21 protein-coding genes are annotated in these 22584 nt (G+C 71.4%); 11 read left to right on the top strand and 10 right to left on the bottom strand.

Annotation, left to right across the window (positions count from 1 at the left end; genetic code table 11):
* Positions 1–52: 52 nt before the first annotated feature.
* Positions 53–922, top strand: a complete 870-nt coding sequence (locus FHY05_RS07665) for a trans-aconitate 2-methyltransferase (protein ID WP_183943786.1) — start codon at positions 53–55, stop codon at positions 920–922.
* Positions 919–1572 carry a glutathione S-transferase family protein gene (locus tag FHY05_RS07660; protein WP_183943785.1) on the top strand — a complete coding sequence of 218 codons (654 nt, stop codon included), beginning with the start codon at positions 919–921 and terminating at the stop codon, positions 1570–1572. Before FHY05_RS07665 ends, FHY05_RS07660 begins: the two co-directional genes overlap by 4 nt.
* Positions 1573–1626: 54 nt before the next feature.
* Here FHY05_RS07660 and FHY05_RS07655 read toward each other — a convergent pair whose 3' ends face one another.
* Together FHY05_RS07655 and FHY05_RS07650 are read right to left on the bottom strand one after the other, a co-directional pair.
* Entirely contained in the window at positions 1627–4362 is a 2736-nt protein-coding gene (locus tag FHY05_RS07655; RefSeq protein ID WP_183943784.1) for a TonB-dependent receptor, read from the bottom strand.
* A 46-nt stretch (positions 4363–4408) separates the two neighbouring features.
* The gene (locus FHY05_RS07650) at positions 4409–5320 is read right to left on the bottom strand and encodes a LysR family transcriptional regulator (RefSeq protein WP_183943783.1); all 912 of its coding nucleotides are present in this window, start codon (positions 5318–5320) and stop codon (positions 4409–4411) included.
* A gap of 256 nt (positions 5321–5576) precedes the next feature.
* Here FHY05_RS07650 and FHY05_RS07645 point away from each other — a divergent pair, with 256 nt between their 5' ends.
* Together FHY05_RS07645 and FHY05_RS07640 are read left to right on the top strand one after the other, a co-directional pair.
* Positions 5577–6746, top strand: coding sequence for an acyl-CoA dehydrogenase family protein (locus FHY05_RS07645; RefSeq protein WP_183943782.1), 1170 nt, complete (start codon positions 5577–5579; stop codon positions 6744–6746).
* On the top strand, positions 6743–8344 hold the full coding sequence (locus FHY05_RS07640) for a carboxyl transferase domain-containing protein (protein WP_183943781.1): 1602 nt from the start codon (positions 6743–6745) through the stop codon (positions 8342–8344). Before FHY05_RS07645 ends, FHY05_RS07640 begins: the two co-directional genes overlap by 4 nt.
* 14 nt (positions 8345–8358) lie before the next feature.
* Here FHY05_RS07640 and FHY05_RS22440 read toward each other — a convergent pair whose 3' ends face one another.
* Complete coding sequence (locus FHY05_RS22440) at positions 8359–8610, bottom strand: GIY-YIG nuclease family protein (RefSeq protein WP_409321644.1); 252 nt, start codon at positions 8608–8610, stop codon at positions 8359–8361.
* Between FHY05_RS22440 and FHY05_RS07635 the strand changes: the two genes are divergently transcribed.
* The 6 genes from FHY05_RS07635 to FHY05_RS07610 all read left to right on the top strand — a co-directional run bounded on the left by FHY05_RS07635 (position 8609) and on the right by FHY05_RS07610 (position 14016).
* Positions 8609–10450, top strand: a complete 1842-nt coding sequence (locus FHY05_RS07635; RefSeq protein WP_183943780.1) for a biotin carboxylase N-terminal domain-containing protein — start codon at positions 8609–8611, stop codon at positions 10448–10450. The genes FHY05_RS22440 and FHY05_RS07635 overlap by 2 nt on opposite strands.
* On the top strand, positions 10450–10902 hold the full coding sequence (locus FHY05_RS07630; RefSeq protein ID WP_183943779.1) for a MaoC family dehydratase: 453 nt from the start codon (positions 10450–10452) through the stop codon (positions 10900–10902). Before FHY05_RS07635 ends, FHY05_RS07630 begins: the two co-directional genes overlap by 1 nt.
* A 228-nt stretch (positions 10903–11130) precedes the next feature.
* Positions 11131–12672, top strand: a complete 1542-nt coding sequence (locus FHY05_RS07625; RefSeq protein WP_183943778.1) for a murein L,D-transpeptidase — start codon at positions 11131–11133, stop codon at positions 12670–12672.
* An 11-nt stretch (positions 12673–12683) separates the two neighbouring features.
* Positions 12684–12974, top strand: coding sequence for a hypothetical protein (locus tag FHY05_RS07620; RefSeq protein ID WP_260181384.1), 291 nt, complete (start codon positions 12684–12686; stop codon positions 12972–12974).
* A 113-nt stretch (positions 12975–13087) separates the two neighbouring features.
* Positions 13088–13564, top strand: coding sequence for a GAF domain-containing protein (locus FHY05_RS07615; protein ID WP_183943777.1), 477 nt, complete (start codon positions 13088–13090; stop codon positions 13562–13564).
* Positions 13565–13650: 86 nt separating this feature from the next.
* A complete protein-coding gene (locus tag FHY05_RS07610; RefSeq protein WP_183943776.1) occupies positions 13651–14016 on the top strand; it encodes a response regulator transcription factor in 366 nt (121 codons plus the stop codon).
* 363 nt (positions 14017–14379) lie between these two features.
* Here FHY05_RS07610 and FHY05_RS07605 read toward each other — a convergent pair whose 3' ends face one another.
* From FHY05_RS07605 to FHY05_RS07575, 7 genes are all read right to left on the bottom strand, one after another.
* A complete protein-coding gene (locus FHY05_RS07605; RefSeq protein ID WP_311732405.1) occupies positions 14380–15876 on the bottom strand; it encodes a DUF4403 family protein in 1497 nt (498 codons plus the stop codon).
* A 276-nt stretch (positions 15877–16152) separates the two neighbouring features.
* Positions 16153–16911 (bottom strand): phosphoadenylyl-sulfate reductase, encoded by a 759-nt coding sequence (locus FHY05_RS07600; protein WP_183943775.1) that lies wholly within the window; start codon positions 16909–16911, stop codon positions 16153–16155.
* Positions 16904–17335, bottom strand: a complete 432-nt coding sequence (locus FHY05_RS07595) for a DUF934 domain-containing protein (protein ID WP_183943774.1) — start codon at positions 17333–17335, stop codon at positions 16904–16906. Before FHY05_RS07595 ends, FHY05_RS07600 begins: the two co-directional genes overlap by 8 nt.
* 24 nt (positions 17336–17359) lie before the next feature.
* Positions 17360–18991: a nitrite/sulfite reductase gene (locus FHY05_RS07590; protein ID WP_183943773.1), complete on the bottom strand. Its 1632-nt coding sequence runs from the start codon at positions 18989–18991 to the stop codon at positions 17360–17362.
* Between the two features lie 152 nt (positions 18992–19143).
* Entirely contained in the window at positions 19144–19440 is a 297-nt protein-coding gene (locus tag FHY05_RS07585) for a DUF2849 domain-containing protein (protein WP_183943772.1), read from the bottom strand.
* The gene (gene cobA, locus FHY05_RS07580; protein WP_183943771.1) at positions 19437–20237 is read right to left on the bottom strand and encodes a uroporphyrinogen-III C-methyltransferase; all 801 of its coding nucleotides are present in this window, start codon (positions 20235–20237) and stop codon (positions 19437–19439) included. The genes FHY05_RS07585 and cobA overlap by 4 nt, the downstream gene beginning before the upstream one ends.
* A gap of 97 nt (positions 20238–20334) precedes the next feature.
* The gene (locus FHY05_RS07575; RefSeq protein WP_183943770.1) at positions 20335–21336 is read right to left on the bottom strand and encodes an alpha/beta hydrolase; all 1002 of its coding nucleotides are present in this window, start codon (positions 21334–21336) and stop codon (positions 20335–20337) included.
* A gap of 58 nt (positions 21337–21394) precedes the next feature.
* Between FHY05_RS07575 and FHY05_RS07570 the strand changes: the two genes are divergently transcribed.
* The gene (locus FHY05_RS07570) at positions 21395–22303 is read left to right on the top strand and encodes a histone deacetylase (RefSeq protein ID WP_183943769.1); all 909 of its coding nucleotides are present in this window, start codon (positions 21395–21397) and stop codon (positions 22301–22303) included.
* The last annotated feature ends 281 nt before the right edge of the window (positions 22304–22584 follow it).

Below are 22584 nucleotides of genomic sequence, written 5' to 3'. Positions count from 1 at the left end.
TGGGTTCGTCTGGGCCTGTCCCCACCGGTCGCGGCGCGCGAGAGGCTGGCAGGTGACCTCGGGGGCAGACTGGAGCGGCCGTGTCGGGGCGACCTGGGCAGCGGAGTGGCACCGCACCGAGCGTGCGTTCGCCGACATCGCCAGGGTCTTGGATGCGGCGATCACCGCGACCGCGCCGGTAGCTGGACGAGCGGCAGACGTCGGTTGTGGCGTCGGAAGCACCACGCTGGCGCTGGCCGCGGCGCGGCCGGGGCTTCGGGTGATCGGCGTCGACCTCGCGGCCCCGCTCGTCGCGGTGGCGCGGGAGCGGGCTCGCGCTTGTGCTCGCGAGGCGGACGATGACGCCGACAGGGAGCGGCGGGTCGATTTCCTGGTCGGTGACGCAGCCGCGGTGCTGCCGACGCTCGGCGGCCTCGACCTTATCGTCTCGCGCCATGGCGTCATGTTCTTCGACGATCCCGTCGTGTCCTTCACGGCGATGGCGCGCGCGGCGCGGCCGGGCGCGCCACTCGTGTTCTCCTGCTTTCGCACGCGCGAGGAGAATGATTGGGCGAGCGCGCTCGGCGCCGCGCTCGGCGCGACACCCCGTCCCACCGGCGCCTACGCCCCGGGTCCGTTCGGGTTCGCCGATCGCGCGCTGACGAGGGATATCCTCGCTGCCGCCGGGTGGCGCGACGAGGGTGCAACCCGCCACGACGTCCGTTACGTGGTCGGCTCTGGGGACGATCCGATCGCCGACGCGCTTGCCTTTTTCCGCCGCATCGGCCCCGCTGCCGCGGCGCTCGCCGCCGCGGAGCCGGACGAGCGAGCGGTGATGGAGCGACGGATCGCGGCAGCGCTCGCGCCGCGGATACGCGACGGCGCGGTCGCGTTCACCGCAGCGATCTGGGTCTGGGTCGCGCGCGCAGGGGAGCCGTCATGACGATCGTCGTCCACCATCTCGAGAACTCGCGTTCGCAGCGGGTGCTGTGGCTGCTCGAAGAACTCGGGCTCGCCTATGAGGTGGAGCGCTACGCGCGCGATCCCAGGACGATGCTCGCACCACCCGAGCTGCGCCGCGTCCATCCGCTCGGCAAGTCGCCGGTGATCGAGGACCGCGACGGCGCCGCGCCGGACGAGCGCGGCCGCGTCGTCGCCGAGACGGGCGCGATCGTCGAGTATCTCGTGGACCGGGCCGACGGGAAGGCCGGCGCACCGGCGAAGCGCGACGATGCGCTGCGCTATCGTTTCTGGCTACACTATGCCGAGGGATCGATGATGCCGCCGCTGCTGCTCAAGCTGGTGCTGTCGCGATTGCCGCTGATCGGCAAGCGCGCGGTCGCGCGGGTGCAGCCGATGATCGACCGTCACCTCGATTTCGTGGAGGCGGAGCTGGCGCAGCGGCCGTGGTTCGCCGGCGAGGCCTTCACCGCGGCCGACATCATGATGAGCTTCCCGCTCGAGGCGGCGCGCCACCGCGCCGGGCTGGGCGAGTCGCGGCCGGCGACCGTCGCGTGGCTGGCGAAGATCCACGCGCGGCCCGCCTATCAGCGCGCGCTCGAGCGCGGCGGACCCTATGCCTATGCACGCTGACGGCGCGCGCGGCGGCGCGGATCCGGCGCCTCCCGCCTGATCCGCGCCCCTGCCTCAGAAACGCGAGCGCAACGTCACACCATAAGTGCGCGGCTCGGCCAGGAAGGCGCCGAACAGCGCATTGCCGGTCGCGTAGGACGGAGCTCCGAACGCCTGTACCTGCGAACGGCTGCCGGCGCCCTGGAACGGCAGGTTGAACGCCACCTGCTGGTAATCGGCGTCGAGCAGGTTCTGCGCCCACAGCTCGACCGCCCAGCGCTGCTCGGGTCCGCGCACGCCGAGCCGCGCGTTCATCACGAAGAAGCCGTCCTGCGCCTTCTCGACGAACAGGTCCGAGCCGGTGTTATAGTCGCTGGTCAGCCGGCCATCGACGTAGAATAGGCCGGTCAGCCCGCCGCCGCCCAGCGCCGGGCTCCACGTCACCGCGCTGGTGACGGTGTGCTTGGGAGCGTTCGACATCTGGCTGCCCGGCAGCAGGAACAGCGCCGCGTTGAGCGGCTCGCCCGACCTGCTGCCGACGAGATCGCGCTGATACTTGGCGTCGGCGAGCGTGTAGCCGAGGTTCACCGTGAAATCGGGCGCCGGATAGAGGCCGAGCTCCAGCTCGACACCCTGGGTGACCACGCCCTTGCCGACCTTGCCGGTGCAGGCGCCGGTCGCCGAATTGTTGTCGTGATCGGCGTCGTTCAGCGCCTGATCGCAGCCGCCGATGTTCTGCACGATATAGTTGGTGCCGTTGAAGGTGTTCAGCTGGAAGTTGGCGAACTCCGAGCGGTACAGCGCGACGTTTGCGGTGAGCTGGTGCGCGCTGTACTTCAGCCCGAGCTCATAGGCGTTCACCGTCTCGGGATCGAAGCGCAGGTTGCGCGCATCCGCCGCCGTCGGCGTCGCGAAGACGGTCGCGGTCAGGTCCGAGCGGTCGAGGTTGTAACCGCCCGCCTTGTAGCCGCGCGCGTACGAGGCATACACGAGCGTGCTGTCGACGGGTTTCCACGACACCACGCCGGTGCCGGTCAGCTGGCCTTCCTTGAAGCGGTCGTTGAGTCCCACGCCGCTCAGCGCCGAGGTCGAGTTGCCGGTGCAGCTCAGCGTGATGATCCCCGCGGCGAGCGACTGGAGCGTCGCGTTGGTGCTCCGCAGCAGCGGTGCCAGCGCGGCCTGCTGCGCCGGGCAGATCGTGTTGTTGTTGTTGAATGCGGCGGCGAGCGTCTTGCTCTCGTGCGTGTAGCGCAGCCCGAGCGTGACGTTGAGCCGATCGGTCAGCTTGTAGATGTTGTGGGTGAAGAAGGCCCAGTTCTCGCTGGTCTGATCGTAGACATCGCGCAGGCTGCCGAGGTCGTTGAGGCGGCTCAGCCGATCGATCCCGCCGACGATCTGTGCGCCCACCGCGCCGGTCAGCGCGCCACGCCCGACCGGGCTGAGGCAGCCCGGGTTGGCGGGGTTACGCAGCGCCGCGAGCGGGTTGATCGTCGCGACAATGCGGCACGCGGCGAAGGCGCCGTACTGCGTGCCGAAGCGCAGGTTGTCGACGACCTCGAGGTCCTCGTGCGCGTAATAGCCGCCGATCAGCCAGTCGAGCTTGTTGCCCAAGATCGAGCCCGAGAACCGGCTCTCGTGCGTGAAGGTCTTGAAGCGGCGGTAGTTGTTGCCGTCGTCGGGGCGGTAGCCGATGTCGACGTTGCCGTAATCGATGTCGGCCGCGCCGGCGGACTTGTACTCGCGATAGGCGGTCAGCGAGGTCAGCTGGGTCGCACCGATGTTCCAGCGCACGCGCGCCGAGACGCCGCCGTCGGTGGTGAGGTTGGAATAGTCGCGGCCGGGCGTGAAGGCGATCTTGCGGTTGTACGGGTCGCCCTCGCTCGGCAGCACGCCGCCGAGGCTGCGCAGCACCGAAGTGATGCGGTTGCCGTTGGGGTTGAAGGCGAAGTCGCTCGCGACGCCGGGCGTCGGATCGCTGGTCTCGGCGGTGCCGACATAGACCGCGCCGCAGCATTTCTCGTCGCGGTGGGTATAGTCGCCGATCAGCCGGATCGCGAGATCGGGCGTGACGGTGAAGAGCAACTGGCCGCGGACGAAGTAGCGGTCGCGATTGTTATAGTCGGTGTCGTTGACGACGTCGCGCAGGAAGCCGTCGCGCTTCGAGAAGACGCCGTCGACGCGGAAGGCGAGCAGGTCCTTGATGACAGGCCCGGTCAGCGCCCCCGACAGGCGCACCGCGTCGAAATTGCCGTAGGTCGCCTCGGCGAAGCCGCCGAACTTGAACTCGGGCAGCTTGGTGTAGATGCTGATGGCGCCGGCCGAGGAGTTGCGGCCGGAGAGCGTGCCCTGCGGGCCGCGCAGCACCTCGATCCGCTCGATCTCGCCGAGATCGTTGAGCCCGGCGCCGGTGCGGCTGCGATAGATGCCGTCGATGAACACCGCGACCGAGCTCTCCAGCCCGGGATTGTCGCCGACCGTGCCGATGCCGCGTACGCGCGCCGCGGCATTCGCCTCCGAGCCGGTCGAGGAGACCAGCAGCGACGGCGCGATCTGGGTCATCTGGCGGATGTCGGTCGCGCCCGAGTTCTGCAGCGCGGCCTGGCCGAACGCCGAGACCGCGATCGGCACGTTCGACAGCCGCTCGGAGCGGCGCGTCGCGGTGACGACGATGTCGGCGGTGTTGGGCGAATCGCCGGATTTCGCGTCGCTCGGCTTGGCGTCGGCGGCCGACCCGCGCAGGTTCTGCGCTGCCGCCGGTACCGCGAGACCGGCGAGCACCGCCGCCGAGAGCAGGAACGCGGACTTCGACATAGATAGACATCCCCCCATGCGGCGCGTGCGCCGTAGCGGCGTGCAACTAGGCCGAGCCCGTATAATTAATGGTAAACGTCGCCGCGCCCGCTTGCGCCAGTTCGGCCAGCCGCTCGGCGATCCGGGAGAGGACGACGCTGTGCGCCGCGCGCGCACGGCTGTCGGGAGCGAAGCAGAGCGCGACGGTGCGGCGGTGGTCGAAGCCGGCGAGCGGCACCAGCGCGAGCGCTGGGTCGGCGTAGCAGGCAGGGAGCAATGTCGTCGCCACGCCGGCGCGCACGTACGCGAGCGCGCGCGAGTCGCTGTGTGTCCGCGCCGCCATGAAGGGCCGGATGCCGCGCGCGGTGAAGAAGCGGCTGGTCTCCGCCAGCATCTCGCAGTGGCGCCGCACCACCATCGGCTCGGCGGCGAGTTCCTCCGCCTCGACGCTGACGCGCGCCGCGAGGGGATGGTCGCGCGCGAACGCCATCGCATAGGGTTCGTCGAACAGAACGCGGTGCGGCAGCGCGGCGTCGAGCGGCGCGACGATCGCGTCGACGCGGCCGCGGTGGAGCGCGGCGCGCAGTTCGCCGGCGCGCCCCTCGACCAGCTCGAGCCGCTCGCCCGCCTCGCGTGCCGGAGCGGCGGCGCGCAGCGCTTCCTCGAGCCACGCGTCGGGGAGCGTGGTGCAGAGGCCCAGTCGGATCAGCTTGGCCGCCGCGGAGTCCCCCACCGCCTGCTCGGCGGCGACGAAGCCCGCCTCGATCCGCCGCGCGTGCTCGGCCAGCCGTGCGCCGGCGGCCGTGAGCGCGACGCGCCGGCTGCTGCGCTCGAACAGCGGATGCCCGAGCAGGGTCTCCAACTTGGCGATCCCGACCGAGAGCGTCGGCTGCGTCACCCGGCAATGCGCCGCGGCACGCGAGAAGGTACCCTCATCGACCACCGCCAGGAAGTAGCGCAGCAGGTAGCGGTCGATCATAGACGGTATCTATGGAATGTGTTCGCGCGCTTCAACTTGGGAAGGCGGCTCGGCGTTGGTATGACGATACGCGACAAGGGTCGGCGCGCGGTACCTCGAGCCGCCTCCCCGGCGGAAGCCGGGGTCCAGTCGGGCAGGCCGGCGTGGAAGCCATCAGCCTTCCCCACCTGGACTCCGGATTCAGCGGGGAAGGCGGTCGAAGTGGCCGAGGCGAACGGTCCGGAACGATAGCGCCGGAACGGTAGAGGATGCGGCCATGACGCCCGATTTCGACTTCGCGCTGGGCGAGAACGCGGAGATGATCCGCGACACGACCCGACGCTTCGCCGCCGACAGGATCGCCCCGCTCGCGGCGCGGATCGACGCCGAGGACTGGTTCCCGCGCGACGAACTCTGGCCGGCGATGGGCGAGCTCGGCCTGCACGGCATCACCGTGGACGAGGCGGACGGCGGACTCGGGCTGGGCTATCTCGAGCATGTCGTCGCGCAGGAGGAAGTGGCGCGCGCCTCGGCCTCGATCGGTCTGTCCTACGGCGCACACTCGAATCTGTGCGTCAACCAGATCCGCCGCTGGGCCGACCCCGAGCAGAAGGCACGCTTCCTGCCCAGGCTGATCTCCGGCGAGCATGTCGGCAGCCTCGCCATGTCCGAGGCTGGGGCGGGCTCGGACGTCGTCTCGATGAAGCTGAGCGCGCGCCGCAGCGACCGCGGCTGGGTGCTCAACGGCACCAAATTCTGGATCACCAACGCACCGTACGCCGACACCTTGGTGGTCTATGCCAAGACCGGCGAAGGCAGCCGTGGCATCACGACCTTCCTGATCGAGAGGGACATGCCCGGCTTCGCGATCGGGCAGAAGATCGACAAGATGGGGATGCGCGGCTCGCCCACCGCCGAGCTGGTGTTCACCGACTGTGAGGTGCCCGACGCGAACGTGATGGGGCCGCTCAACGGTGGCGTCGGCATCCTGATGAGCGGGCTCGACTATGAGCGTACCGTGCTCGCGGGGATCCAGCTCGGCATCATGCAGGCGTGCCTCGACACGGTGCTGCCGTACCTGCGCGAGCGTCGCCAGTTCGGGCGCGCGATCGGCAGCTTCCAGCTGATGCAGGCGAAGGTGGCAGACATGTATGTCGCGCTCAACTCGGCGCGCGCCTACGTCTACGCCGTGGCGCGCAGCTGCGACGCCGGGCGGACCACGCGCTTCGACGCCGCGGGCGCGATCCTGCTCGCCTCGGAGAGCGCCTTCCGTGTCGCGGGTGAGGCGGTGCAGGCGCTCGGCGGGGCGGGCTATACGAAAGACTGGCCGGTCGAGCGCTTCCTGCGCGACGCGAAGTTGCTCGACATCGGCGCGGGCACCAACGAGATCCGCCGCATGCTGATCGGGCGCGAGCTGGTCGGCGCGACCGAGCCGGTGGCGCAGTGAGCGCGCCCGTCCTCGCCTCGACGATCGCGCGCGACGACGACCGCTTCCGCGCCGCTGAGGCGCACCATCGCGCGCTCGCCGCCGAGTTGCGCGAACGAGTCGCCGCGGCGGCGCTGGGCGGCAGCGCGACGTCGCGCGAGCGCCACACCGCCCGGGGCAAGCTGCTGCCGCGCGAGCGGGTCGAGCGCTTGCTCGACGCGGGCGCGGCGTTCCTCGAGATCGGCCAGCTCGCCGCGGGCGGGCTCTACGGCGACGAGGTGCCGGGCGCCGGGCTGATCTGCGGCGTGGGTACCGTCGCGGGGCGACAGGTGATGATCGTCGCCAACGATGCCACGGTGAAGGGCGGCACCTATTACCCGCTCACCGTGAAGAAGCATCTGCGCGCGCAGGAGATCGCGCTCGAGAACCGGCTGCCGTGCGTCTATCTCGTCGACTCCGGCGGTGCCAACCTGCCGCACCAGGCCGAGGTCTTTCCCGACAGAGATCACTTCGGTCGGATCTTCTTCAATCAGGCGCAGATGTCGGCGCGTGGCATCGCGCAGGTGGCGTGCGTGATGGGCAGCTGCACTGCGGGGGGTGCCTATGTCCCGGCGATGTCGGACGAGACGGTGATCGTGCGCGGGCAGGGGACGATCTTCCTCGCCGGGCCGCCGCTGGTGAAGGCGGCGACCGGCGAGGAGATCAGCGCGGAGGAGCTCGGCGGCGCGGACACGCATGGCCGCCGGTCGGGCGTGGTCGACCATGTCGCCGAGGATGATCCTCACGCGCTGACGATCGTGCGCGACATCATCGCCACTTTGCCGCCGCCGCCGCCGACGACGGTCAATCTCGCGCCGGCGGCCGCACCGCTCTACCCGGCCGACGAGCTATACGGGATCGTGCCGAGGGACGTGCGCGCACCCTATGAGGTGCGTGAGGTGATCGCGCGGCTGGTCGACGGCTCGCGCTTCCACGAGTTCAAGCCGCTGTTCGGCAGCAGCCTGGTGTGCGGCTTCGCGCATCTCCACGGCATGCCGGTGGCGATCCTGGCGAACAACGGCGTGCTCTTCTCCGAGAGCGCGCAGAAGGGGGCGCACTTCATCGAGCTGGCGTGCCAGCGTCGCGTGCCGCTCCTGTTCCTGCAGAACATCTCGGGCTTCATGGTCGGGGGCAAGTATGAGGCGGAGGGCATCGCCAAGCACGGCGCCAAGCTCGTCACCGCGGTCGCCACCGCCAGCGTGCCCAAGCTGACGCTGCTGATCGGCGGCAGCTTCGGCGCGGGCAATTACGGCATGTGCGGTCGCGCCTACGGCCCGCGCTTCCTCTTCAGCTGGCCCAACAGCCGGATCAGCGTGATGGGCGGTGAGCAGGCCGCCGCGGTGCTCGCCACCGTCCACCGCGACGCGGCGACCTGGACGGCGGACGAGGCCGAGGCCTTCAAGGCGCCGGTGCGCCAGAAGTATGAGGACGAGGGCAACCCCTATTACGCGACCGCGCGGCTGTGGGATGACGGTGTGATCGATCCGGCGCAGACGCGCGACGTGCTCGGACTCGCGCTGGCCGCATGCCTCAACGCACCGGTCGAGGAGGCGCCCCGGTTCGGGGTGTTCCGGATGTGAGGCAGCGGGGTGGCTCAGTCGCGGCCAGTGAAGCCGTCCGCCCTGTCGCGATGCTGATCCGATCGCGCGAGCAGGTCGGCGGTAACGCCGATGTACAGCGTGCCTTGGCGCTGGCTCGCGATGATGTAGACGCGGGGCTGCTTGGCCGTCCTCTCTCTCGTGGGGCGGCGCGCGCGGCGCGGTGGCTGCTGAGACGCGCTCAGCACGACGCCAGAGCGGGAACGACGCTTCCGCCGCTCACCCCCGTGCTCCGGAGGTAACCCCATGCTGCCCTCGCTCCTCATCGCCAACCGCGGCGAGATCGCCTGCCGCGTGATCCGCACCGCGCGCGCGCTGGGCGTCCGCACGGTCGCGGTCTATTCCGACGCGGACGCCGACGCGCTCCACGTCCGCCTCGCCGACACGGCCGTGCGGCTCGGCCCGTCTCCCGCGCGCGACAGCTACCTGCGCGGCGACCTGATCCTCGCCGCCGCGCGCGAGACCGACGCCGCCGCGATCCACCCCGGCTACGGCTTCCTGTCGGAGAACGCCGACTTCGCCGCGGCGGTGATCGATGCCGGACGTGTCTGGGTCGGCCCCGACCCCGCCAGCATCCGTGCGATGGGGCTGAAGGACGCCGCCAAGCAGCGCATGATCGCCGCCGGCGTCCCCGTCACCCCGGGCTATCTCGGCGCAGACCAGTCGCCCGAGCGGCTCGCTGCGGAGGCCGAGCGCGTCGGCTACCCCGTCCTCATCAAGGCGGTCGCTGGCGGCGGCGGCAAGGGCATGCGGCGCGTCGACGAGGCGGCCGGTTTCGCCGCCGCCCTCGCCTCATGCCGGCGCGAGGCGGCGGCGGCGTTCGGCGACGAGCGCGTGCTGATCGAGCGCTACATCCTCGCGCCGCGCCACATCGAAGTGCAGGTGTTCGGCGACCGCCACGGCCACGTCGTCCACTTGTTCGAGCGCGACTGCTCGCTCCAGCGTCGCCACCAGAAGGTGATCGAGGAGGCGCCCGCGCCCGGTATGGACGCCGCCACCCGCGCCGCCGTGTGCGACGCCGCGGTGCGCGCCGCGCGCGCGGTCGACTATGTCGGCGCGGGCACGATCGAGTTCATCGCCGACGCGAGCGACGGCCTGCGCGCCGACCGCGTGTGGTTCATGGAGATGAACACGCGGCTCCAGGTCGAGCATCCCGTCACCGAGGCGATCACCGGCGTCGACCTGGTGGAGTGGCAGCTCCGCGTCGCGGGCGGCGAGCCGCTGCCGCTGCGCCAGGACCAGCTCGCGATGCGCGGTCACGCGATCGAGGCACGGCTCTACGCCGAGGATCCGGCGCGCGGTTTCCTCCCTTCCACCGGGCCGCTGACCGCCTTCCGCCTCGGCGGGGGCGTGCGGGTCGACAGCGGCGTCGAGCAGGGCACGGTGATCTCGCCGTTCTACGATCCCATGATCGCCAAGCTGATCGCGCACGCCGACACGCGCGACGCGGCCCGCGCGCGGCTCGGCGCGGCGCTGGCGGAGACGGTCGTCTGGCCGGTACGTACCAACGCCGGCTTTCTCGTCCGCGCGCTCAGCCACCCCGGCTTCGCCGCGGGCGCGGTCGATACCGGGCTGATCGAGCGTGCCGGCGCCGCGCTGATGCCGCCCGACCGTCCGAGCGAGGGGGCGCTGGCGGCTGCCGCGGCCGAGCTCACCGGCGTCGCGCTCGTGCCCGGCTTCCGTCTCAACGCGCCGGCGCGGCGCGAGGCGAGCTTCCTGCTCGACGGCGCGCCGGTGAGCGTCGCGTTCGCGGGCGGCGGCTCCGCAGGAACGCCCGCCGATCGCGCGCTGATCACCGAGGCGGGGCAGACCTACGCGCTCGCCCCGTTCCGCGCGGAAGGGGCGGGCGGTGGCGCCGCGGGTGACGGCATGGTTCTCGCGCCGATGCCTGGCCGGGTCATCGCGGTCGAGGTCGCCGCGGGCGAACGCGTCGTCGCGGGCCAGCGGCTCGTCACGCTGGAGGCGATGAAGATGGAGCATAGCCTCACCGCGCCGTTCGACGGCATCGTCGTCGAGCTCGGCGCCGCGACGGGGGCGCAGGTGGCCGACGGCGCGCGGCTGGCGCGGATCGAGCGGGAGACGACGTGATGGCAGGGCGATGCTATGACGAATGGGCGGTCGGCGACCGGGTCGAGCATCCGATCCGCCGCACCGTGACCGAGACGGACAACCTGCTCTTCTCGACGATGACGCATAATCCCCAGCCGCTCCACCTCGACGCCGAGGCGGCGCGCGCGTCCGAATTCGGGCGGATCCTGGTCAATGGGACCTTCACCTTCGCGCTGATGATCGGCCTGTCGGTGGCGGAGACCACGCTGGGCACGCTGATCGCCAATCTCGGTTACGACAAGGTCGTGATGCCCGCGCCCGTGTTCATCGGCGACACGCTGCGCGCCGCGAGCGAGGTCACCGCGCTGCGCGACAGCCGCTCGCGCCCGGAGGCGGGGCTGGTGACGTTCGAGCACCGGCTGCACAACCAGCGGGACGAGCTGGTGTGCCAGTGCCTCCGCACCGCGCTGCTGACGCGTCGGGAAGGGTGAAGCGCTGAGCGGGGCCCGGTCTCGCAGGCGACGGCTTCGACCGGGTGCGGGCGAAGGCGCGGGCCAAAGTGGGCAGGGTCTCGGGTAGCGCACGCGTGCCTCACATCCGGAACCCCGCCCCGCGGCGAGAAGACCTGCCCGCCCCCGGCCGGGCCCGCCGTGGCCACGCCATCCCGCGCCTGTTTCTGGGTGTTCCCACCGACCGCGCGGCGCTCTAGAGGGAGCGCGATGAACCAGCGTCCCGCTCTCTCGCGCCGCCGCCTGCTCTGGCGCGCCGGCACGTTCGCCGCCATCGTCGCGCTGGTCGCGCCCGCGGCCGCGCAGGTCGCCGCGCCCGCTGTCCCGCCGGCGCTCCAGACGCCCGCGTCCACCCAGGTCCCGGCCTCGCCGGTGCCGCCCGCGCCGGTCCCGGTCGTCCCCGTCCCACCGGTGGCGCCGAGCGTTCCGCTGCCGACGCTCGGCGCGGCGCAGCGCCAGCAGCTCGCCGCGCTGATCGCCGACGACGAGCTCGCGCAGGGGCTGCGGCTGACGCGGCGCACCGACCTCGACTCGCTCGGGTCCGAAGCGATGGTGCGTGCCGCGCTCGACCACGCACGGGCGGTCCATGCCGGGCGGCTGATGCCCGAGGACTTCCAGAAAGACTGGGGCGTACGCCCGACCGCGTATGACCCGTTGCCCGCGTTCGCCGAGGCGGTCTCGCGCGATCGGCTGTCGAGCTGGTTGCGCTCGCTGCCGCCCCCCTACCAGGGCTATGACACGCTCGTGGCCGGGCTCGCGCGCTATCGCGCCATCGCCGACAAGGGCGGCTGGAATACGCTGACCGCCACGCCCGTCTTCGGCAGCCGCGGCGCCGACGTGGCGAGGCTGCGCGAGCGGCTCGCGCTCGAAGATCCGCAGGTGTCGCCGTCAGGGGAGACGTTCGACGCGGCGCTGCTCGAGGCGGTCCGGCGCGCGCAGCGCCGCTACGGGCTCAACCCGGTCGGGCAGGTGGGCGCGCAGACGCTCGCCGCGCTCAACGTGCCGGTCGAGCGGCGCATGCGCCAGATCATGGCCAATCTCGAGCGCTGGCGCTGGCTGCCGCCCGAGCTCGACAAGAAGCGGGTCCAGGTCAACATCGCCGCGGCGGTGCTCACCGTCTTCGAGGGTGACGAGCCGGTGATGTCGATGAAGGCGGTCACCGGCCGGCCCGGCAACGAGACACCGATGCTCATCTCCAAGATCAGCAGCATCGTGCTCAACCCGCCGTGGAACGTGCCCACGTCCATCGCGACCAAAGAGCTGTGGCCGAAGGAGAAGGCAAGCCCGGGCTATCTCAAGCGCAACGGCTTCCGCGTGATCGACACGGGGAACGGCGGCAAGCGCCTGCAGCAATCGTCCGAGAAGAGCGCGCTCGGCCGCTACAAGTTCGATTTCCCCAACGACTTCGCGGTCTATCTGCACGACACGCCGGCGCGCTCTGGCTTCTCGCGCTTCGATCGGCTGTCGAGCCACGGCTGCGTGCGGCTGGAGAAGCCCGCCGACCTCGCCCGGCTGATGCTGCGCGACACGCCCGAGTGGCCGCCCGAGACGATCGACTCCACCGTGGCGGCGGGCAAGACGGTGCGCGCGGCGATGGCGACACCGGTCAGCGTCTATCTGCTCTACTGGACGGCTTTCGCCAGCCCGAGCGGGCAGGTAGGCTTCCGCGAGGACCCGTACAGCTGGGACGCGCGGCTCGCCGCCAGCGTCGAGCGGCGCTCGGCGGTGCAGGTGCAGGTGGCGGCGCGATGAGGATGATGACGATGACGAAGCGACTGATGCTACCGCTGCTCGCGACCGCCGCTTTGGCCGTCGCGGCGTGCTCGCGCGAGCCCGCGCCCGCACCCGAGCCGACGCCCAGTGCGGAGTCGTCGCCCACGCCCGAGCCCACGCCCACTCCCGAGCCCTCGCCGGTCGCATCGCCGAGCGATCTCACCAACGCCACCGCGGCGCTGCCGCCCGAGGAGACGCCCGCGCCCGACGAGCAGATGCTCGACGATGCGTCGGCGACGGGTATGACCGCGCGCGCGCGCCGCGAGACGGATCGCGACTGATCCGACCACCGCGCGGGTCTCCGCCGGAATGGATCGGTTCGCGCTTGACGAGGGCGAACCGGGGCCGGACTGTGCGATCTACTACGCCGGTAGTAGATTAAGAGGATGGAAGGGTGGCCTTCGTGCCGTTCGATGAGGAGCGACGCCTCCACGCGGTGGAGCGCGTGTGGCAGCCCGCGCGTGACCAGCACGCCGCGCTACAGGACGTAGTGGAGGAGGCGGCGCGGGTCGCGCACACGCCGATCGCGGCGATCTCGATCATCGATCGTCGCCGCCAGTGCTTCGTCTCCAAGATCGGCGACGTGGAAGACGAGATGCCGCGCGCGGTGTCCTTCTGCGCGCACGCGATCCACCGTCCCGGCGAGCCGATGATCGTGCCCGACGCGCGCCACGACAAACGCTTCGCCGACAATCCCCTGGTCACCGCGGCGCCGTTCATCCGCTTCTACGCCGGGCTGCCGCTGGTCGATCGCGCCGGCTACCCGCTAGGCGCGCTCTGCGTCATCGATGACAGGCTCCACGACGTGCTGCCCGACCTCTACCGGCTGGGCGAGCTCGCGCGCGGGGTGGAGCGCCTGATCGCGCATTGACGCGCCGCGCCGCATGCCCGACGAGGGCGATCGTTGAATGATAGAGCCGCCGGCTGCCGCGGTGCGCAGCCCAGCGAGGGAGACGGATGAAGAAGCGTATCATGCTGGTCGAGGACGATCCGAGCCATCGCAAACTCTACGCCTCCTGGCTGACGATCGGCGGCTACGACCCGCGCGTGGTCACCGACGAACGCGGCGTGCTCGATGCGGCTGAGACGATCGCGCCCGACGCGATCATCGTCGACATCCGCCTGCCCAACGTGAGCGGGCTCGACGTCATCGAGACGCTCAAAGGTGCGCCCGCGACTCGCACGATCCCGGTGATGGCGCTCACCGTGCTGCAGAGCCAGCACGACATGGACGCCTGCTTCGCCGCCGGGGCCGACGCCTTCGTGTCCAAGCCCGACCATATCGCGAGCTTCCTCGACAAGGTCTCCGATCTGCTGCGCTGAGAGACGTTCGTTCTCGCGGGCGGCGGGGCAGGCAGGTTCACGCCGCGTCGCTGCGAGTGTCATCCTCTTTCCCGCGGCGACCCTGCACCGCCATGCCTCGCGCCCGGTGTGCCGCGCGGCTCATGTGCGCGGCACGATGACTCGCCACTGTCCCCGGCGCGACGGACTGCGGGGTCGCATCTGAGCGATCCGAGGTCTTTTTCGGGAAGATCCCGTCGTTCGTCGAGCTCGCCCGTACTGAGCAGGCGATGCTTGCCCGCGTGCGGAGCCTCCGTGTCCCCGCACCTCCGCGCGAGCGTCTTACCTCGCGCCGCCGCGTGATCTCCCGCGCGTGGCGAACTCCCGCACCGGCGCGTCGGGATCTCACCGCGGCCGGTAGGCGATCATCGCGGTACCTTCCGCGCGCACCGGCAGGAACAGCCCCGCGCCGGTGACCTGCAACTGACCGTTCGCGACGGAGGTGACATCGGTGGAGAGGAAGAAGTCGCCCTGCTGCCGTGCTCCGATCGCGCGCTGCGCTTTGCCGAGCACCTGGGCATAGTCGTCGTGGAAATCGTGCTGGAGCGCGAGGGCGACCGCGCGCTGCACCTGCGTCTCGGCGAGCAGCCGGATCAGCAGGTCGATCGCCGTCGAGTCGGTGCGCGCGACCAGCTGGACGTCGCGCGCGCGCACCAGCTGCGAACCGGGATCGTTGTAGGGCACCGCGGTCAACCAGGCCTCGCCGCTGGTGGAGGCGCTGCCGACCGCGCGCGGCGTCACCTTCGCGCGCACACCCACCGCGAGTCGGCCGCCCTGGGTGGCGTAGACGGTGACCTTCCCGAACGCGACGTCGACGGGCCCGACCCCGGTCACGCTGATCCCGCGCGCGGCGAGCTTGCGCAGCGCGCGCTCGACCACCGGCTCGAGCGTGCGGTAGTCGGCGAGCACCGGCACCGAGAAGCGCAGTCCGGCGCGATCGCTGACCCGCGTCGGCGCGGGCAGTGGCGTCACCGCCGGGTCGGGGGGGCGCTGGCCGACGAAGGTTTCCGTCAGCGCCTCGGCGGCGAGCGTCAGCCGCAGCGTGCGACCGTCGACGCGATAGCCGCCGAAGCCGAGCGCGCGCGGAGTCACGCGCAACCAGGCGGGCGGGTTGCGCTTGCTCAGCTCGATCGACGTGAAGCCCTGCGGCCAGAGCTGCGCGAGCTGGTCGCGCAGGTGCAGCTTGGCGAGCTGGCGCGGCAGGTCGCGCTCGAGCTTGCCGACGATGCCGCGCAGCTTGGCGTCCGCGCGCGAGGTGAAGGTGACGCGCTGGCCCGCGACGTCGACGCCGGGTTCCTCGCGCCAATCATAGGCGATGTCGAGCTTGGCGGTGGGCTGCCAGTCGCCCACGATGCCGAGCCGCCCGGTGGCGCGCACCACGGCAGTGCCGGTGGCGGTCTTGCTCAGCACGCCGCCGACGTTCTGCGCGGTGATCGCCGCGCTCACCGGCATGACCAGGTCGAGCCGCTCGCCCTTGCCCGAGAGCCGGATCGCGCCGCGCGTGACCCGGCCGACGAGGCGGCAGCCGAGATCGGGCAGCACCTTCAGTTTGCCGATCCCGAGATCGATCTTCTTGGCCGCGACGCAACGGTCACGGTGCTGGTCGATCGTCCACAGCACGCGCGGCGTCTCCTGGTTGAGCCCGCGCTCGAGCGCGGCGAGATCGGCGGTGACGGGCACGACGATGGTCGAACTCTCCGAAGGCAACTGCCCGGCCTGCGCCTCGATGCGCAGTGGCGCCGGGTTGTCGCGCTGCTTGCCGCAGCCGCTCAGCAGCACCGCGGTGGCGAGGAGCATCAGGGTGGCGGAGCACGGGGGAGCGGGGAGGGCGGTACGGGGCACGATCGACTCCCCCGAGGTGCGGCTGAGCGTCGCACCCTCGGCCGCTCGATTGATCCGTGGCGTTGAGCTAGGTGTCAAGGGCGGGGGTGGATAGGCGGGCTGTGTCGCGCGCCACCTCGTCGATCGTGTCCACGCGCCCGCCACGGCCGCGCGTTGGCCCCGTCCAGCAGGCTGCCTGGGCTCGTCCGCTCGGGCCCCGCCCGGTTGACGAAGGCGCGGAGCGATCGGTGTTCGGTCAGCACCGCTTCGCCGCACGCAGTGACCATGCCGACGCGCCTAGAAGGCCGGCTCCTCGCCCGGCTTGGCCGCGACGTGGATGCCGCATTCCACTTTGTCCCAGCCGCGCCAGCGCCCCGCGCGCGGGTCCTCGCCGGGGCGGACCTTGGAGGTGCAGGGCGCGCAGCCGATCGAGAGATAGCCCTGCGCCTCGAGCGGATGATGCGGCAGGTCGTGCTCGCTGAAATAGGCGTCGAGCCGCTCCTTCGGCCAGTCGGCGAGCGGATTGATCTTGAGGCGGCCATCGTCGACCTCGACGCGCGGGATGGCGCGCCGGGTCGAGGCCTGGAAGCCCTTGCGCCCCGAGATCCACGCCGCGAAGGGCTGGAGCGCGCGCCGTAGCGGCTCCACCTTGCGCAGCTCGCAGCACCCGTCCGGGTCGTACGACCAGCGCAGCCCTTTCTCGTCCTTGAGCCGCAGCAGCCGCGGGTCGGGGCGGAACACGCGCAGGTCGGTGAAGCCGAGCCGTTCGGCGAGCTCGTCGCGATACGCCAGCGTCTCGCCGAACATCTTCTGCGTGTTGGTGAAGATCACCGGCACGTCGCGGTCGATGGCGGCGACCATGTGGAGCAGCACCGCGGATTCCGCGCCGAACGACGACACCGCGGCGACCCGCCCTTTCAGCGGTCCGGCGATCAGCTCGCCGAGCAGCTCTGGCGCGGTCGCGTCGGCGTAGCGCGCGTCGAGCGCCGCCGCTTCCTCCGCGGTGAAGGACGGCGCCACGTCGATCGTGTCGAGCTGGCGCGCTGGCTCAGCCATGCCGCAGCTTCCACACCGGCACCCTGGCGTCGGCGGCGCGCTGATAGGGCGTGGGATAGCGTGCCAGCGAGCGCTCCAGCACCGCGGCGTCGATCGCGGTCTCGGGCGCGAAACTGTCGAAGCCGCAGCGGCGCATGTGCGGGATCTGATCGACCAGCACGTCGCCAGCGGCGCGCAGCTCGCCGGCATAGCCCGCCTCGCGCAGGATGCGCGCGCTCGAATAGCCGCGGCCGTCGCGGAAGGTGGGGAACGATACCTCGACGAGCGCGAGCCGATCGAGGTGCGATAGCAGCGCGCGTGCGTCGTCGCCCGCCTCGAGCCGCACCGCGCCGGCGTTGGTCTGCCCGGCGACGAACGAGTCGAGCGTCACCGCGGGCTCGTCATGCGCCTCGTCGTCGCGGTAGCGCAGCACGTTGTCGCTCATGCGGGTGTCCTCCGGGCGCGCGGCTCAGCCATAGATCGCCTCCTTGAACGGCTGCATGCCGACGCGGCGGTAGGTGTCGACGAAGCGCTCGCCCTGTTCGCGTACCTGGAGATAGGTGTCGGTGACCCGCTCGATCGCATCGACCACCCCGTCCTCGTCGAAGCCGGGGCCGGTGATGCGGCCGAGGCTGACGTCCTCCGCGCCCGAGCCGCCGAGCAGCAGCTGGTAATTCTCGGTGCCTTTCTTGTCGACGCCGAGGATGCCGATGTGGCCCGCGTGATGGTGGCCGCAGGCGTTGATGCAGCCCGAGATCTTGAGCTTGAGCTCGCCCAGGTCGCGCTGCCGCCCCGCGTCGGCGAAGCACTGGCCGATCTTCTGCGCCAAAGGGATCGAGCGCGCGTTGGCGAGCGCGCAATAGTCGAGCCCGGGGCAGGCGATGATGTCGCTGATCAGGTCGAGATTGGCCTCCGCCAACCCCGCCTCGGTGAGCTGCTGCCACACGGCGTAGAGGTCGGCCTTGCGGACGTGCGGCAGCACGATGTTCTGCGCGTGGGTGACGCGTAGCTCGTCGGCGCTGTAGCGCTCGGCGAGATCGGCCATCACGTCGATCTGCTCGGCCGAGGCGTCGCCGGGGATGCCGCCGATCGGCTTGAGCGAGACGTTGACGATCGCGTAGCCCGGCTGCTTGTGCGGCTTGACGTTCTGGTCGAGCCACAATGCGAAGTCGGGGTCGGCACGGTCGACGCTGTCGGGCGCGGCGGCGTCGAACGGCGGGGGCGCGAACATCGCGCTGATCCGCGCCAGCTCGGCGGCGGGCGGATCGATGCCGAGCTGCTTGACGGCGAGGAACTCCTCCTCGACCTGGCGACGATACTCGTCGGCGCCGATCTCGTGGAGCAGGATCTTGATCCGCGCCTTGTAGATGTTGTCGCGGCGGCCGTAGCGATTGTAGACGCGCAGGCACGCCTCGAGATAGCTCATCAGCTCGTCAGCGCCGATGAAGTCGCGGATCAGCGGCGCGATCATCGGCGTGCGCCCCATGCCGCCACCGACATAGACGCGCGCGCCGAGCACGCCGTCCCGCTCGACCAGCTGGAGCCCGATGTCGTGGAGCCGCATCGCCGCGCGGTCCTCGTCGGCGGCGATCACCGCGATCTTGAACTTGCGGGGCAGATAGGTGAACTCGGGGTGGAAGGTGCTCCACTGGCGCAGCAGCTCGGCCCAGGGCCGGGGGTCGGTGACCTCGTCCGCGGCGGCGCCGGCGAACTGGTCCGAGCTGATGTTGCGGATGCAATTGCCGCTGGTCTGGATCGCGTGCATCTCCACCGTCGCCAGCTCGGCGAGGATGTCGGCGGCATCCTCCAGCTTGATCCAATTGTACTGGATGTTCTGGCGCGTGGTGAAATGGCCGTAGCCGCGGTCGTATGTGCGCGCGACATAAGCGAGCATGCGCATCTGGCGCGCGTTGAGCGTGCCATAGGGTACCGCGACGCGCAGCATATAGGCGTGGAGCTGCAGGTAGAGGCCGTTCATCAGCCGCAGCGGCTTGAACTGGTCCTCGCTCAGCTCGCCCGCGAGCCGGCGCCGGCACTGGTCGCGGAACTCGTCGACCCGCGCGTCCACGATCGCCTGATCATATTCGTCGTAACGGTACATAGATTGTCCTTAATCCTCCCCGGCACGGGGAGGGGGACCACTCGCCGCAGGCGAGTGGTGGAGGGGGCTCGCCACGCACGATGCGCTGGCGGAGGCCCCGCTCCACCACCGCGCTTCGCGCGGCGGTCCCCCTCCCCGTGCCGGGGAGGAGATCATATCACCCAGCTGCCCGCGTTCGGGTCGGCCGGCTTGAGCGTCAGGTCGGTGCGCACGGTCGGGCCGAGCGCGCGAATACGATCCTTGATATGCGCGGGGCGCGGGCCCTCGGGCGTCGCGGTCGCCTCGATCACGTACGGCACGTTGACGCGCCGCGCCGCCTCTTCCTCGCGCGCGATCGCCTCGGCGCGCTCGCCCGCGTCGACCGCGTCCGCGATGTGGCGGGACCAGCCGCCGCCGGCCCACCAGACCACATCACCGGTCGGCAGGTCGTTGCCCGTCACCAGCCTCATGCCGACAGGGTCCCGACGCTCTCGGCGACCCGCGCGTAGCCAGCGAGCCGGTCCTCGGCGTCGGACAGCCCGACCACCTCCCCGACGACGATGATCGCCGGGCTCGCCACGCCCTCGCGCGCCACCATCGCGCCGAGGTCGGCGAGCAGCGTCCGCAGCGCGCGGCGGCCCGGCAGCGTGCCCTTCTCCAGCACCGCGACCGGCATATCGGGGGCGACGCCGTCGGCCATCAGCTTGTCCGCGATCGCCTCGGCGGTGGCGACGCCCATGTAGATCACCAGCGTGCGCCCCTGGCCGGCGAGGCCGGACCAGTCCTGATCGGTCAGTCCCTTGCACTGGCCGGCGACGAAGGTGACCGCCGAGCTGTGGTCGCGATGCGTGAGCGGCAGCATGGCCTCGGCGGCGCAGCCCAGCGCGGCCGAGACCCCGGGGATCACCTCCACCGCGAGGCCAGCGGCGCGTACCGCCTCGACCTCCTCGCCGCCGCGCCCGAAGATGAAGGGATCGCCGCCCTTGAGCCGCACCACCACGCTGCCGGCGCGGACGTGCGCGACGATCAGCGCGTTGATCGCGTCCTGCGGCAGCGTGTGCCGCGCGCGGCGCTTGGCGACAGAGATGCGCTGCGCCGTGACGGGTGCCAGCGCGAGCACGCGGTCGTCGATCAGCCCGTCGTGGACGACGACGTCGGCCTGGCGCAGCGCTTCCACCGCGCGCACCGTGAGCAGCCCGGGATCGCCCGGTCCCGCGCCGACGAGGATGACGCGGCCGCGCGCGTCGGGATCGAGGAGGCTTGCCATGCCCGCTACATGGGCGGCGGGTAGGGGGCGGCGCAACCGTTGTTCGCTTGTCGCGTGCCTAGCCTGGCTTTTTCCCTGTGGAACCGGCGGGCGCGCCTCACCCCGCCGCCTCGCGCAGCACGCGCTCGCCCTCGGCCTCGCTCACGGCGGCGCGCACCGCGGTGAGAAAGCCGGCGACGTCGCCCTGCGACGAGGGGATGGCGCGTCGCAGCGTGATGAAGCCGTGGATGTTGCCCTGCGCCTCGCGGAAGGTGACCGCCACGCCGGCCTGCGCCAGGGCGGCGGCATAGGCGCGTCCCTGGTCGCGGATCGGGTCCAGCCCGGCGGTGACGATCACCGCGCGCGGCAGCCCCGCGACGTCACCGAGCAGCGGCGAGAAGCGCGGGTGACGCGGGTCCCCGGCGTAATGGTCGTTGAACCAGATCATCCCCTCGCGGGTGAGCAGATAGCCGTCGGCGTAGGCGTCGAACGACGCGTAGGGCCGGCTGGCGTCGGTGGCGGGGTAGATCGGCGCCTGCACGATCACCGGTACCGCCGCGGGGCGGTCGCGCAGCGCCGCGGTGACGATGATCGCGAGGTTGCCCCCCGCGCTGTCGCCGGAAAGCACCAGCGAGGTGACGCCGCGGCCGAGCGCCTCCGGCCCCGACGCTACCCAGCGCGCCGCCGCCTCGGCGTCGTCGGGCGCGGCGGGCCAGCGCGCCTCGGGCGCGAGGCGGTAGTCGACCGAGATCACCGGCAGATCGAGCTGGCGCGCCATCTCGGCGGCGAAACTGGCGTGCGTGTCGAGGTCACCGATGACCCAGCCGCCGCCGTGGAAGAACACGACCGCCGGTCCCGGCGCGCGAGTCCCGCGCGAGTCGAACAGCCGGGCGCGCAGCTCGCCGCCAGGACCGGGCAAGCTGAGGTCGTGCACCACCGCCAGCTCGCCGCGCGGCAGGTCGGCGACGTCCTTCATCGCGACCATCACCGCGCGCGCCTCGACGGGCGGCAGCTCGTGCATCTTAGGCCCAGGAACGTTGTTGAGATAGGTCAGGAACGCAGCGACGTCGGGACGGACGAACGGCGTCCGCTCGAGTTCGGGGGCGGTTCGGTCGGTCATGCGCGCTCCTGTGCGGGGGCGCGATGGCGCGCCGCGATCCTCGCCTTATCTTAGGCGGATGATCCGGGTCGTCCACCATCCCGCCTATGTCACCGAGGCACCCGCGCGCAGCACCTATCGCTGGGGCAAGAACGGCGCGATCCGCGACCTGCTGCTAGAGCGCGGCGCCGCCGTGGCGTGGCACGAGCCCGAGGCGATGCCGCGCGACTGGCTCGAGGCGACGCACGATCCCGATTACGTCGCCGAGGTGCTCGCCGCCGCGGTGCCGCGCGAGAAGGAGCGCCGCATCGGCTTTCCGGTGACCGAACTGGTGGCGCGCCGCGCGGCGCTGGTGCCCGGCGGCACCTATCTGGCGGCGCGGCTGGCGCTGGCGCACGGCTTCGCCGCCAACACCGCGGGGGGCAGCCATCACGCGCTGGCGGCCACGGGAGCGGGTTATTGCGTGTTCAATGACCTGGCGGTGGCGGCGGTGCGGCTCGCCGCCGAGCGGGCGGCGGAGCGGATCCTGATCGTCGACGTCGACGTCCACCAGGGCGACGGCACCGCCGCGCTCACCGCCGGCCATGACGCGATCGCGACCTATTCGATCCACGCCGAAAAGAACTTCCCGGTGCGCAAGGCGTGCTCGACGCTCGACGTGGGACTCCCCGACGCGATCGGTGACGACGACTATCTGGCGCGGCTCGAGGAGACGCTGGTGCCGCTGCTCGACGAGGTGCGGCCCGACCTGATCCTCTACCAGGGCGGGGTCGACCCCTATGCCGGCGACCGGCTCGGTCGGCTGGCGCTCAGCGACGAGGGGCTGGCGCGGCGTGACCGGCTGGTGGCGGGGCTGGCGCTCGCGCGGGGCGTGCCGCTGGCGAGCACGGTGGGTGGCGGCTACGGCGACGACGTGATGGCGATCGCGGCGCGCCACGTCGCGGTGATCGAGCGGCTGGCGGCGATGTACGAGAGGGTGCCCGCCTGATCATCCCGCGCTCGGGAGGCTCGAGCCCCGCCCACTCATCTCTTCCTGCGAGGAGAGGGGGACCGCGCCCGAAGGGCGTGGTGGAGGGGTGTCGCCGCTGGTGACGCCAGGTGGACTCATCAGGGTGCACGCCCCTCCGTCGCGCCGCGGGTGCCACCTCTCCTGGCAAGGCAGAGATCGAGCCCCGCACGCCCGAAAACCGGCTTGGTTCCGCCGCAAGCGCCCGCAGCCGGATGACATTCCCGCGACAGTCGCTATATGCGGCCGCGCACCAGGCGAGC

This window comes from Sphingomonas sp. BK580 (assembly GCF_014194975.1).
Taxonomy (GTDB): Bacteria; Pseudomonadota; Alphaproteobacteria; order Sphingomonadales; family Sphingomonadaceae; genus Sphingomonas.
This window is presented reverse-complemented; position numbering and strand designations above follow the sequence as displayed.

Excerpts from the sequence above, each read along its gene's own strand:
- FHY05_RS07660 (WP_183943785.1), top strand. The coding sequence starts at position 919 with ATGACGATCGTCGTCCACCATCTCGAGAACTCGCGTTCGCAGCGGGTG.
- FHY05_RS07655 (WP_183943784.1), bottom strand. The coding sequence starts at position 4,362 with ATGTCGAAGTCCGCGTTCCTGCTCTCGGCGGCGGTGCTCGCCGGTCTC.
- FHY05_RS07650 (WP_183943783.1), bottom strand. The coding sequence starts at position 5,320 with ATGATCGACCGCTACCTGCTGCGCTACTTCCTGGCGGTGGTCGATGAG.
- FHY05_RS07645 (WP_183943782.1), top strand. The coding sequence starts at position 5,577 with ATGACGCCCGATTTCGACTTCGCGCTGGGCGAGAACGCGGAGATGATC.
- FHY05_RS07635 (WP_183943780.1), top strand. The coding sequence starts at position 8,609 with ATGCTGCCCTCGCTCCTCATCGCCAACCGCGGCGAGATCGCCTGCCGC.
- FHY05_RS22440 (WP_409321644.1), bottom strand. The coding sequence starts at position 8,610 with ATGGGGTTACCTCCGGAGCACGGGGGTGAGCGGCGGAAGCGTCGTTCC.
- FHY05_RS07630 (WP_183943779.1), top strand. The coding sequence starts at position 10,450 with ATGGCAGGGCGATGCTATGACGAATGGGCGGTCGGCGACCGGGTCGAG.
- FHY05_RS07625 (WP_183943778.1), top strand. The coding sequence starts at position 11,131 with ATGAACCAGCGTCCCGCTCTCTCGCGCCGCCGCCTGCTCTGGCGCGCC.
- FHY05_RS07620 (WP_260181384.1), top strand. The coding sequence starts at position 12,684 with ATGACGAAGCGACTGATGCTACCGCTGCTCGCGACCGCCGCTTTGGCC.
- FHY05_RS07610 (WP_183943776.1), top strand. The coding sequence starts at position 13,651 with ATGAAGAAGCGTATCATGCTGGTCGAGGACGATCCGAGCCATCGCAAA.
- FHY05_RS07600 (WP_183943775.1), bottom strand. The coding sequence starts at position 16,911 with ATGGCTGAGCCAGCGCGCCAGCTCGACACGATCGACGTGGCGCCGTCC.
- FHY05_RS07595 (WP_183943774.1), bottom strand. The coding sequence starts at position 17,335 with ATGAGCGACAACGTGCTGCGCTACCGCGACGACGAGGCGCATGACGAG.
- FHY05_RS07590 (WP_183943773.1), bottom strand. The coding sequence starts at position 18,991 with ATGTACCGTTACGACGAATATGATCAGGCGATCGTGGACGCGCGGGTC.
- FHY05_RS07585 (WP_183943772.1), bottom strand. The coding sequence starts at position 19,440 with ATGAGGCTGGTGACGGGCAACGACCTGCCGACCGGTGATGTGGTCTGG.
- cobA (WP_183943771.1), bottom strand. The coding sequence starts at position 20,237 with ATGGCAAGCCTCCTCGATCCCGACGCGCGCGGCCGCGTCATCCTCGTC.
- FHY05_RS07575 (WP_183943770.1), bottom strand. The coding sequence starts at position 21,336 with ATGACCGACCGAACCGCCCCCGAACTCGAGCGGACGCCGTTCGTCCGT.
- FHY05_RS07570 (WP_183943769.1), top strand. The coding sequence starts at position 21,395 with ATGATCCGGGTCGTCCACCATCCCGCCTATGTCACCGAGGCACCCGCG.